General features: G+C 58.2%; 9 protein-coding genes and 1 tRNA gene. 5 read left to right on the forward strand and 5 right to left on the reverse strand.

Features of this window, described 5'->3' with window-relative positions:
• The first annotated feature begins 145 nt into the window (after positions 1–145).
• Both WA354_RS11900 and WA354_RS11905 read left to right on the forward strand, forming a co-directional pair.
• Positions 146–2,986 (forward strand): EAL domain-containing protein, encoded by a 2,841-nt coding sequence (locus WA354_RS11900; RefSeq protein ID WP_472813229.1) that lies wholly within the window; start codon positions 146–148, stop codon positions 2,984–2,986.
• A 249-nt stretch (positions 2,987–3,235) separates the two neighbouring features.
• Entirely contained in the window at positions 3,236–5,308 is a 2,073-nt protein-coding gene (locus WA354_RS11905; RefSeq protein ID WP_472813230.1) for a hypothetical protein, read from the forward strand.
• Positions 5,309–5,517: 209 nt separating this feature from the next.
• Here WA354_RS11905 and WA354_RS11910 read toward each other — a convergent pair.
• Positions 5,518–5,593, reverse strand: a tRNA-Thr gene (locus WA354_RS11910).
• Positions 5,594–5,784: 191 nt separating this feature from the next.
• Between WA354_RS11910 and WA354_RS11915 the strand changes: the two genes are divergently transcribed.
• Positions 5,785–6,036 (forward strand): hypothetical protein, encoded by a 252-nt coding sequence (locus WA354_RS11915; protein WP_472813231.1) that lies wholly within the window; start codon positions 5,785–5,787, stop codon positions 6,034–6,036.
• Between the two features lie 231 nt (positions 6,037–6,267).
• Complete coding sequence (locus WA354_RS11920; protein ID WP_472813232.1) at positions 6,268–6,927, forward strand: hypothetical protein; 660 nt, start codon at positions 6,268–6,270, stop codon at positions 6,925–6,927.
• A 358-nt stretch (positions 6,928–7,285) separates the two neighbouring features.
• Here the strand turns inward: WA354_RS11920 and WA354_RS11925 are convergent, their stop codons facing one another.
• Positions 7,286–8,452 (reverse strand): DUF6599 family protein, encoded by a 1,167-nt coding sequence (locus tag WA354_RS11925; protein ID WP_472813233.1) that lies wholly within the window; start codon positions 8,450–8,452, stop codon positions 7,286–7,288.
• Positions 8,453–8,642: 190 nt separating this feature from the next.
• Between WA354_RS11925 and WA354_RS11930 the strand changes: the two genes are divergently transcribed.
• Entirely contained in the window at positions 8,643–8,795 is a 153-nt protein-coding gene (locus WA354_RS11930; protein WP_472813234.1) for a hypothetical protein, read from the forward strand.
• 61 nt (positions 8,796–8,856) lie between these two features.
• On the opposite strand, the gene WA354_RS11935 is transcribed toward WA354_RS11930, so the two are convergent.
• The 3 genes from WA354_RS11935 to trmFO all read right to left on the reverse strand — a co-directional run.
• Positions 8,857–9,924 carry a DUF7544 domain-containing protein gene (locus WA354_RS11935; RefSeq protein WP_472813235.1) on the reverse strand — a complete coding sequence of 356 codons (1,068 nt, stop codon included), beginning with the start codon at positions 9,922–9,924 and terminating at the stop codon, positions 8,857–8,859.
• 84 nt (positions 9,925–10,008) lie between these two features.
• Positions 10,009–10,788 carry an acyloxyacyl hydrolase gene (locus tag WA354_RS11940; RefSeq protein WP_472813236.1) on the reverse strand — a complete coding sequence of 260 codons (780 nt, stop codon included), beginning with the start codon at positions 10,786–10,788 and terminating at the stop codon, positions 10,009–10,011.
• 193 nt (positions 10,789–10,981) lie between these two features.
• Positions 10,982–12,298: methylenetetrahydrofolate--tRNA-(uracil(54)-C(5))-methyltransferase (FADH(2)-oxidizing) TrmFO (trmFO, locus tag WA354_RS11945; RefSeq protein ID WP_472813237.1), on the reverse strand; the 1,317-nt coding region annotated here is incomplete at its 5' end.

Here is a 12,298-nt window from a genome sequence, read left to right on the forward strand (position 1 = left end):
CCAGGTTTTCTTCCCTTCACAATCCCACAAAAGTTGATTGCGAGTTAAATGAGGCTGCTTTCTATTGCGTGCCGGGATATGGTATTTTTGGCCTCTCTATCCAAAGCTGTGTCTTTCTGCTCTCAATGGCAGCCGAACGGGCCCAATGAACCATCCGATTCTCAACACGGACGCAGACGGAACACTCCGGGAACTTGCGCGCTCGTTGCTTGAGTCTCAAAGGATTGCCGGTCTGGGCACCTATACTCTCAACCTCACGACTCTGCTCTGGTCATCCTCCGACGTCCTCAATGAAATCTTCGGCATCGACGCCGGTTACGAGCGCTCAGTGGCTGGATGGACCGCACTCATTCACCCCGAAGATCGCGACATGATGGCGGCGTATTTTGCTGAAGACGTGCTCAGCCATGGCCAGATTTTTGATCGCGAATATCGTATTGTCCGCCCCCTCGATCATGTGGGTCGCTGGGTCCATGGCATTGGCCGCATTGAACACGACGCGGCGGGCAAAGCCATTCTGATGCGAGGCACCATCCAGGACATCACCGACAGAAAACGCGTAGAAACCGATCTCCGTCAAAGTGAGGAACTGTTCCAGCTCTTCACTCGACATGCGCCCGCTGCCCTGGCCATGTTTGACCGCGATATGCGATACATCGCCGTCAGCCGTCGCTGGTGCGAAGACTTCGGCCTTCAGAGTGCCGATGTTCTGGGGCGATCTCACTACGAAGTATTTCCGGAAACGCCCACTCGGTGGCTCACCGTTCATCGCCGCGCGCTCGGCGGCGAAACCATCAAGAACGAGGAAGACCGATTCGACCGTTCTGACGGCTCGGTGCAATGGTTGCGTTGGGAGGTGCGCCCTTGGCTCACCGGAACCGGGGCCATCGGCGGCATCATCATCTTTACTGAGGACATTACAGCCCGCAAACGCTCCGAAACGCGGTTACAACTCGCGGCCAGCGTCTTCACGCACGCCTCCGAGGGCATCGTAATCGCCGATCCTGCCGGCATCATCCTCGATGTCAACGACGCATTTACGCAGATCACCGGCTACAGCCGTGAAGAAGCCGTGGGCCGCAGCACCAACCTTCTGCGTTCCGGCCGACAGGGAAAAGAGTTCTACGCCAACATGTGGCGCGACCTGATAGAAAGCGGCCACTGGTCCGGCGAAATCTGGAATCGCGCCAAGGATGGCCGTATCTTCGCCGAGACTCTCACCATCACAGCAGTGCGCGACAAGGCCGGTAAGACACAGCAGTACGTCGCCCTCTTCTCTGACATCACCTCTGACAAGGAGCACGAGCAAGCGCTTGAGCGTGTTGCCCAGTACGACCTGCTTACCGGTTTGCCCAATCGCGTACTCCTGCGCGACCGTCTGCACCACGCCATCGTGCAGGCAGATCGCCGCGGCAGCATACTGGTCGTCGTGAGTCTCGATCTCGACAACTTCAAGTCAGTTAATGACCGCCATGGCCACGTGATTGGCGATGAACTCCTCACGACCGTCGCGCATCGCATGAAGTCCATGATCCGCAAAGACGACACGCTTGCCCGCCTCGGCGGAGATGAATTCATCGCGGTTCTGCTCGGCTGCGATAGCCCGGAACAGAGCATGCCCGCGGTCAAGCTGCTTCTCGATGCTGCTTCGCAGCCGGTATTGGTCGGCGCACTGACTCTCCAGCTCTCTGCTAGCGCTGGCATCGCTTGCTATCCCCAGGCCGAGGATGTCGATGCCGATCAACTCCTGCGTCAGGCCGCGCAGGCCCTCTATCAATCCAAGATAAGTGGCAAAAACCGCTACCACCTCTTCGATTCTCGCCTCGCTCTCTCCACCCGCGGGCACCATGAAGACCTGGAGCGAATTCAAGCGGCTTTGGCACACAGGGAGTTTCTCCTTTATTACCAGCCCAAAATGAATATGGCCACGGGTGCAATCAAAGGCGCCGAAGCCCTCATTCGCTGGCAGCATCCCGAGCGCGGCCTGTTGCCTCCGGGCCAATTTCTGCCTGTCGTTGACGGCCACCCTATCGCTATTGAAATTGGCGAATGGGTGATCGAGAACGTTCTCCAGCAGATGGAGACCTGGCGAGCCGTCGACCTCGATATTCCCGTCAGCGTCAACATCTCCGCGCAACAACTCCAGCAAGAAGACTTTGCGGCGCGGCTCCATGCGATGCTCTGTGCCCACCCCACCATCGATCCCGCCCGGCTGGAAATTGAAGTCCTCGAGAGCAGCGCTTTGACCGACATTTCTCAGGTCTCTCAGGTCATTCACAATTGCGGCAAACTCGGCGTTTCTTTCGCTCTCGATGACTTCGGCACCGGCTACTCCTCACTCGCCTTCCTGAAGCGGCTCCCCGTCGACGTCCTCAAGATCGATCAGACATTCGTGCGCGACATGATCGATGATCCAGAAGATCTGACAATTGTCGAAGGCATGCTTGGCCTGGCCTCCGCGTTTCGCCGCCAGGCAGTCGCCGAAGGAGTCGAAACCGTGGAGCAGGGCATCCTCCTGCTGCGCCTCGGTTGCCAGGTTGCGCAGGGTTACGCCATCGCGCGCCCCATGCCCGCCCGCGACTTGCCTGAATGGGTTGCTTCGTGGACTCCCGACCCGCAGTGGTCCAACGTGGAAGTGCTGGACATCGTTGATAGGCCACTGCTCTATGCGGGCGCAGAACACACCACATGGGTCGGAGCGATCGAGGCCTTCCTGCATGGCAAGCGCCGCGTGCCGCCTTCGCTTGATCCCACCCAATGCCGCCTCGGTACCTGGATCTTGTCTGAGCCTGGTGCACTGCAAAGCCAGTCCCCACTCTTTCATCGAATCGAATCGCTACACCAGGAATTACATTCCCGTGGCGCAGACATTCTCACGCTCAATGCCGAAGGCCGCACCCACGAAAGCGCCGCCGCATTGTCCCACCTCCATTCCCTCCGGGACGGCCTTCTCGCCGAACTCAAACTCCTCCTAAAGCGCCAATAACAGCCCTGGAATCGGAGGGGCTTCCGAACCTGCCCCAAAGTCACTCCCCAACTACCCTGCAACCAAGCCTGTCGTGCCTCCCTTGGAGTATCATTGCTCGAAAATTCCAAGCAGCCTGAAACACGCTAAATCGGTCTTTATGCGGATGTCCGTGTGTCTGCGCTGTTCACAAGGTGCTGCGTAAAAAATGTTTCGATTGCGCCGGAAACTTTAGACCGAACGTGCACGAATTGCACTGGGAGATTCTCGATGAAAGATTTGCAACACAATGCAGCACTTTGGCTGGCCGTGACCCTCGCATCAACATTGACCGCATGTGGCGGCGGTGGTGGCGGAAGCTCGACAACGCCTCCGCCCGCTACGACCTACACGCTCACTGTGAATTCGCTAAGCCCGGCAACAGGTGTGGCGATGATGGTGTCCCCAGCTGATACCAATGGCGCAACCAGTGGCGCTACGAGCCTCACCCGCACCTATAACTCCGGAACCGTTGTGATCGTGACCGCGCCAGCCTCTTCGGGCAACAACACATTCCAATCATGGTCGGGGTGCACAACCGCCTCCAAGGAAACCTGCAATGTCAGCATGACCGCGAATACCACGGTTACCGCGACCTATGCAGCACCAAAGATCACACCCACGGTCACCGTAAGTCCGGCTTCATTCGCGATTACCACAGCACAATCTCTGTCCGTCGCCATTGCCGTCAGCGGCGGCACGGGCAACCCGGTTGTAACGGGTTCCGTCACGCTCAGCAGCGGAGCATATAGTTCTGCCGCCACCACACTTGCCGGTGGCGCCGCCACGGTGAATGTGCCTGCCGGTTCACTCGCTGTGGGTTCAGACACGCTGACCGCATCCTACACGCCCGATTCCGCAGGCTCTTCTGCATACAACCCAGCCAGCGGAACATCGCCGGTCGTCACCGTGACTGCCGTCGAAACTGCGATCGCCATCGATCAGGCGAGCATCGGGCCGGCCGTCACCGACAAACTTCTCGGTATGAACATGGCTGCCTGGTACGACCCCACCACCTCTGCGATTGTTCCCGCCTTCCAGTTGGCGGGCATCCAGGCCGTGCGCTGGCCGGGTGGTTCGTGGTCCGACGATTATCACTGGGCCACCAATACGATGTGTGGCAACTTCCCAAACAGCAACGCCACCTTTACGAATTTCGTCAATCAGCTCGTGCTGCCGGGCAACTTCGATGTCGCTCTCACCGCGAATTACGGAAGCAATTCAACCTGCAATGGTCCTGGACAGCCTGCAGAAGCGGCTGCGTGGATCACGCAGGCAAAAGCCATCAATGCACATGTCACTCACATAACCGTGGGCAATGAGGAATACGGTAGCTGGGAAGACGATCTGCATACCGCCAAGAACGATGCTGCCACTTATGCCACCGCCGTTGGCACCGCTTCGACCAGTGCCGGGTATTTTGCGCAGATCAAGGCTGCGGATTCCAGTGCGCTGGTAGGCGTCGACGTTAACCCGGGTAACTCGCCCGCGTGGGATCCGATCGTTCTCGGCAATTCGCAATACGACTTCGTCGAATACCACTACTATCCGCAAGCCCCCGGCAGCGAGAGCGACACCTACTTGGTGCAGCAGGCAGCCAGGGGACTTACAACGTCGATCAACACCATCAAGACCGAACTTGCGACCGCGGGCAAGCCCAACACACCAATCTATGTCGGCGAGATAGGCTCAGTCTTCTCGAACCCCGGCAAGCAAAGCCTCTCGATCACGCAGGGTCTCTACGCTGGGCAAGTGCTCGGCGAAATGATGAACGACGGCATTTCACGCGCCACATGGTGGATCGGCTTCGGCAACTGTAACGGCACCCAGGGCAACGATTCCAGCGCCCTCTACGGCTGGCAGAATTTTGGCGGTTACAACGTCTTCGCCGACGGCCCAACCGATACCCCGTGCGCAGGTGCGGGCCCCATCGGAACCATGTCGCCTACGGCGCGTGCCTTCCAGCTTTTCAGCAAGGTCGCGGTCAATGGTGAAAGCGTACTCACCGCCAACGTCACCGGTGACACAACAAACGTGCGCGCGTATGCGGCAACGCACAGCGGCGGCACAGTGCTGGTGCTGTTCAACGTCAGCCAAACCGTGAACGAGACGATAACGGTTTCGCTCTCCGCGCAAAATACCAGTTCCGACATCAGTGTCGAAACCTACAGCAAGGCCATCTACGATCAATCGCAAGCCAACGTCTGGGCTGACCCCACAACCGCAGATATGGGTGCGCAGAACCTGCCCCTTACCCTCACGCTGGTGCCTTGGAGCATGAACGTGGTCATCATCAAGCCGTAGCAGTCTTCGTCTGTGGGGTGAATAAGTGTCGCGACGAACTGCGCTTGTTTCTGCGGCTAAATCAAATCTGTGTGCCCCATCCATGACGTAGTCATGAGTGGGAAACCACGGACGTCATTTCCAGGTGCGGCCGAACGGCGCAATTGCCCGCACCCGACCTCTGTGGTGTCTAAACTTTTAGGGGGGAATTCGCTGCGTTTGGAAGTGGATGGAGCCGACGATCGGACTTGAACCGATGACCTGCTGATTACGAATCAGCTGCTCTACCAACTGAGCTACGTCGGCCTATGAAGCGAGCCCCGCGAACCGCGGTCTTTGGGGTGCATGCGAATGGGCACACTACAAGCGCCGCAGTTCGTGTCTCTTTCGATTGTATCGTCGGGCCTGTATTCGGTAAAGCTGGACGCCAGAGGCAGCCAAAGCACCGCAAGCCGCGTCCCTTCAACATGCATCAGCGAGAGGAGCCCGTCAATTCGATGATGAACCTAACCCTTCTGCTCTCCTTCAAGATCGCCCTCGTCTGGGCGGGAGGTTTTCTAATCGCAGTGGCCGTTCAAGCTCTCTTGCCCGACCAGGCAGGCATCAACCTGACCGGAAAGCAAAGCGTCCTCTTCATTCCCTTTAGCCGCATGGGTTTCTGGACCTGCGTCCTCGCCGCGCTCATCGTCACAGCTCTCGTAGTAGGCCGCGCCATGCTGGCCGACATAGGCTGGAACACCTTCCGCTAAACGAATCCCTCCGCTTTTCTTTTCCGTCGGCCACAGCACACGTGGGTGCCCCATTCATGACGCAGTCTCATCGCGTCATGAGTGGGAAACCACGAACCCGAACGTTGGGTTCCTTGCAGTCCGGGTCCCGCGGAACCCTCCGTGCGTTTGTTAGGGTGAGGGTCTGGCCTTTGAGACCTTGGGACAGCATGACATTACCCCGCTATACTTCTCCCCATGCCAGCAGACCCCATGGAAGAATGGCGCCGTCTCACTGCGCTCTACGGCGAAATGGGCGACCTCGAAATCCGCGAACTCGCCGCACAAATCAACGACCTCACCGACACTGCGCAGCAGATCCTCCGCGAGGAATTGAAGAAGCGCGGCGTATCCGAGAGATCTTCGATTTCGCACTTGACCAGCCGCGAGACCGCCGACAATTCAGCAGAAGTGCACTGGGATTCTGAAGAAGATAGCGACCAGGACGCTGACGGCGCAATTCGGTCAGTTGAATACACCTGGAAGACCGGACTCTGCCGTTGCGACTCAATCGACGAGGCAGCTCAGCGCTGCGAGATGTTGAGTCGTGCCGGCATCGAGAGCTGGGTGCAGCGCCCCGGATCGCAGTTCAGTATTCCCTGGATCGATGCTCCCGGCATCGGCGACATTCAGATCAACGTCGCAGCCGACCAGCTCGAACAAGCCAGAGCGGTGATCGCAGAACCCATCCCGCAGGGCATCATTGATGAGCTCAAAAGAGAAGAAGCAGCCCCCGCCTATGAAATCCCCGTCTGCCCCAAGTGCCAAGCCGAAGACCCCACCCTCGAATCCGTCGAGCCTTCCAACAACTGGCTCTGCGAATCCTGCGGCTACACCTGGTCGGATCCAGTCCCCGACCCAACTACCCCATGACCCGCAACTTAGCCCTCAAAAACGGAAAGAGCCGCCCGGCAACAGGGCAGCTCCTTCCTCAGGGAGAATAGTTCCAACGGAGGCAAAACCATCAGAACTTTCTGGCTGCATAGTAGGTGCGGGGGGCCGGAGTGTCAAGAATAAATCCGGAGCAATGTAAATAGCTTTATTTGTAATAGGTTACAGCGACGTCAATTCTTCCGACGCTTATCTTATTTTCGCCGGACATTCGCCTTTTAAACTCCGTTTAGTGCCGCGTTTTCTAGGTGTTTTCTAGGGTTTACGGCCGTTTTTCCACAGGCAAAATGCCCTGGTTAACGGTTCGGATGCGTCGCGTGATTCCACTCACCCCTTGGTTTCAGTCCTCGAGATGCAGCCGGATAAATTCGACATCGTACATCGCAGAGACCGGCTTGCCCCGCGCGACCCGGTAAAGCGCCCTGCCACCGCCCAGAAAGAACCCCAGCAGGATAGCCGCGCTGCATCCGACGATCACCAGCATCGCGATGCCCATCAGGAAGCGGCTCGTCTTTACGATCTCGTTGTCCCTGTCTTGCGGCATCCGGGTCAGTTCGGCCGAATAATGCACTTGAGTCAGCAGTTTGTGGCTCTCGTCGGGAATGGCGTCTCCGCTAACCAGCCCCACAATCGGTCCGCTGCGGATCACCTCCAGCGAAACCTGGTCAGAATCCTGCAACGGCTTCGGAAACGTCGGCTGAGCCGCGCTTCCCGCCTTGAGGTACTCGCGAATCTTCTTTTCCTGCGCCTCAGCCATCTGCGGCGTGGGGTAGTCGATCAGCGTCAGCGTCGCGGGTCCTGACGGCAGCGAGTAATTCGCCGTTACCGCCTCCGCGTCGCGATCAAATCCCACTTGCTCCGGCGGCAGTACGCCACCCGAGCCTGCATAACCGGCAGGCCCCTGCGCAAAATGCGTTGTCTGCTTATCCAGCGAGTCCTGCGGCAGGTTGGCCAGAATGGGCGGGGGCAGAGCGCGGTTTCCTTGCGGCAAGGGCAGTCCCTTCGCCAGTTCCCGCATCTCACCCGCCGACATCGGCCCCACATGCGAGAACGTCGCATCCACCACCGTGTTGCCCTTCCAGAAGAGTACGCGGTTCTTGTCCGACGTCGCGCCCTCGCCGATATCTGCCTTCGGCCATCCATTCTGGCGATAGAACGAATACGCTCCGTACGCGCCGCTCACGTCCTGGAAGCTAAGTGCCCTTACGTTCAGAGTCTCATCGCCACGCTTGTAGCTGGCCGTCATCCCACCTGTGCAGCCGTACTCCTTCAGCGCCGCCACGTTGGCATTGTCCAGTTCCGCTGGATCGGTGACCGGCTTAGGCTTATCCGCCGCCGCCCATCCTGCAAATCCATCCGGCAGCAAAGGCCTTTCTTTCGGAGCGGTGGGCGAACCAGTCGTAACCATCATTGGAGTGGGCTTCTTAGGGGGAGTCTGCTGTGCTTCAAGGCACAGTCCCGCACCAGCCAAAGTCGCTACACCCGCTGCCATAAACATCCACCGCATCCCAGATACTCCCAATCTCAGGCTACCACTCAGGCACTTGCACAAAGGCCCCTTCGCCCGGCTCTCCCCGCGCACGTCCATCTCTTCTTTGACACCATGAACCCTGGAAATGTTCGCTTAGCAACAGGCGCACATCTGCATCTCTGTTCGCGAACCGCGCATCGAACCCGGCATCACGAAGGAGAATCAGATGTTCCGCCTGTCCTTATCCGTTCTTGGGATTTCAGCACTCGCCGCAGTCTGGGCCATTTACCGCAATCAGCAGGAGAAAAAGCCGATGCCGGTTACAAGAGCAGCCGAGCTGCTGCAGGAGGCATGGGCCGACCACCATACCACCGCTTAATTCCGCAAGCCGTCCGCCTCGGTGATCGACTCCGCATGAATCAATGCGATGCGAGTCACCCTCACACCGCCGGCAAACCCTCAGGCATCGATCCCTGTTGCAGCGGTGGCGGATACAGCAGATCTCCCAGCACCTGGTAGCGTCCCGCGTAGAAAAGAATCGCGTACTCGCGTGTTGCCGTGCTCAGCGGTCCGCCCAGGCAAATGCTCGCCAGCACTAGAAAGCCAAACGCCACCAGCCCAAAGAACACCTGCAGCAGAATACCCGCCACAGAAGCCGAGCCTGCCGAATTCGCGAACGCCGAATGAATACCAAACTCCACTCCGGCTACCGCCCCCGCCAGCACAAGTCCCGGAATCAGCAGGATCATAAAGATGGCGATCGATGCGATGATCGGCAGAATCAGGCGTAGCAGCGCATACGCAAAAAACTGCCCCTTCTCCGCCCTGATCCGCGCCCAGGCAGAACTCCACGCCTCCCCCGCGGACGCGTTCTCCAATGCGATGTGTGGCAGCATCCAGTCGCGCAGAACAATGTCGAGTGCGATCGCAGTCACCACCAGCAGGAAAATAATTGGGAGCAACGGGAGAAGCAGACCGATTATCAAGCCGATATTCGGATTGCCTCCCGGCTGCATGTCATGAAACACGCGCCAGAACCCCGCCGCAAACGGAATCGCGATCAGACCCACTATGAGCAGGTAGCAGGCGCCCACCACAACATTCAGCCAGAAAAATCGCGAAGACTGCTCCTTATAGAGTTCCCAGCCCGGCCTGATCAACTTGGTGTTGTGCACCAGGCAATGGAAGAACGCAAACCGCAGTCGTGTGATCAGGTAGAAAATCACCGCCGCAATCAAGAAAGCCAGCAGAATGGCCGCCACCCCTTCAGCGATCCACAACGGAGGAATATTTGCCAGGGAAGGAATCATTGCCCCCTGGCCCGACGACGAACCACCGCCACCGTGCGACGACGGCGTCGATGAACGGAAATTGCTCCCCTGCCCCTCCGTAATCAAGGCGACCAGGCCAAGCTTCAGAAACGTACCCCAGCGGAAAGGCCTGAACAGAAAATCCTTCGTCCGTAGAACTGCGGGAGAGATAGCATCGGCGGCAGACATGGCGTGCATACGCGTGACCTTTCCAGGGAACCCAGCCTACCACGGTGACTACGCAGATTACACCTGCCCGGTTCCATCGCCCCTCTTGAGCGGCTACTTACCCACCGAACTCGGCTTGGCCTTCCCTATCCGCATGTAAAAGCCGAAGATTGGCCCCCAGACATTGATTCCGAAGTTCACAACTTGCGGATTCGACAAACCGGCGTTGGAAACATGCATGTATGTGGCTCCGCCCGCGAGACTAAATCGCGGATTGAAGTTATATCGCGCGCCTGCACCCATCATGTAGGTGAATGTCAGGTCCTGTCCCTGCGCGTACTCCACTCCATCTGGCCCTTTTGCGTCGATGTTTCCGACCCCTCCACGCATTTCAAAGTAGGGCGCAACTCGCCATCGGCGTGGCACAAAATTGTGTCGAATGCCAAAGTCGAACGCAACATAGCGGGTCTCGGGTCCACGCGGAATAGACGTGTAGGAACCGCTGAACGAAAAATCAGTATTGCCCCGGAGAATTCGCGGCCCTCCCTCGATGTTGCCAAGCTGCCACCGAACAGAGGCGAAGTTTGGAACCAGCGTATAGCTGAGCGGCCACTTTGTATAGGAGTCGCCCGTGAGGAAGTTGTAGACAAACGGAATATTGATGGGGAGATAACCGGATTCCAGCGAGAATTCCAGCTTGTTCTTGTAATAAATATCCTCGTTGAAGTCCGGCAATTTGGAACGTGGGCCCTTTCCCGGGCTGACACTATCATCGGCCGTCGGGTTGGCCGAGTGCTCAGACTCCGCCTGCTGCCCCAGGACGCCTCGACTGAAGACCAGGAGCGCGATCGCAAAATAAACGGCCTTCTGCAGGAATGCCTCGTTCCGCTTCATTCCTCTCCATTGAGACTGCGAATCGCGTCATTGCTCACGTTCCAATGAGAACTTACAAAGGCAGATTATGACAGAAATCGCGTCGGATTCCACGCCCCCCGTCGATGGAGGGGATCGCTATCCGCGTCTTTTGATCCGGATGGCATCAACATGTCCTGAGTCTCGGAAGAATCGTAGACTGCCTGTCCGTTAGTTAGGATCGAGCCTGCTGCATCCCTGAAGCGTTCTCGCGTTGATCAACCAGCCAGTTATCGAAAATGGCTAGAGCCCGCTCGCACACCATCCGGTGCCGCTCCCTCTTGTCTCGCACTTTCTTCCGTACTTCCTCTTCCAGCGGTTCCAGCAAGTCAAACGTGATATTTGCTGGTTGAAAATTCTTCGCATCCGCGTGCGTAATGTAGTGCACCAGCGATCCCAGCGCCGTACCCCGTGGCACGGGCATTGTCTCTTCGCCGCGCGCCAGCGCCGTCGCATAAATTCCCGCCAGCATCCCTGTCGCAATCGACTCCGTGTAGCCTTCCACGCCCGAAATCTGACCCGCAAAAAGAATCCGCGGTTCGCTCTTCAACCGCAACAACTCATCGAGCAGAACAGGCGCACAGATATACGTGTTGCGATGAATCTGTCCATAACGCAAGAACTTCGCATCCTCCAGACCCGGAATCAGCCGCAGCACCCGCGCCTGCTCGCCCCACTTCAGGTGATTCTGAAAACCAACAAGGTTGTAGCTGTCCGCGCGCACATTCTCCTTGCGCAGTTGCACCACAGCCCAAGGCATCTTCCCGGTTCGCGGATCGTTCAATCCCTTCGGCTTCATCGGACCAAAGCGCAGAGTGTCGCGCCCCCGCGTCGCCAGCACCTCGATCGGTAAACATCCCTCAAAATAATCGAGCTTCTCCCACTCCTTGCTCTCCGCCGCCTCAGCCGCTATCAACGCGTCATAAAACTTGTCGTACTCCTCGCGATTCATCGGGCAGTTGATATAGTCCGCCGTGCCCTTGTCGTAGCGCGCCGCAAAGTACACGCGCTCCATGTCGATCGATTCCGCGTCCACAATCGGTGAGATCGAATCATAGAACGCCAAATGTCCCGATCCCGTGATCCGCTGAATCTCCTCGCTCAGCGCGCCCGATGTCAACGGCCCCGTCGCCACAATCGTCGCCGCATATTTATGCGCCGGATCATCGAGCCGCACAACCTCTTCTCGAAACACGCAAATTGCCGGCTCATTTTGAATAGCGTCCGCAATCCGCCGCGAAAACTCCACGCGATCCACCGCCAGCGCATGCCCTGCTGGAACAGCGGTCTCATCCGCGATCCGCAAAAGCGCCGACCCCGCGCGCCGCATCTCCTGCTTCAGCAGCCATGGAGCCGTATTCGGCGACTCGCTCTTCAGCGAGTTCGAGCACACCAGCTCGCCAAACTCAATCGTCTCGTGCGCTGGCGTCAGGCGCGGCTTCCCATCCACCATCGCGCGCATCTCGTAGAGATCCACCTCGCAGCCCAGCCG

Source organism: Occallatibacter sp., assembly GCF_049802275.1.
Classification (GTDB): Bacteria; Acidobacteriota; Terriglobia; order Terriglobales; family Acidobacteriaceae; genus Telmatobacter.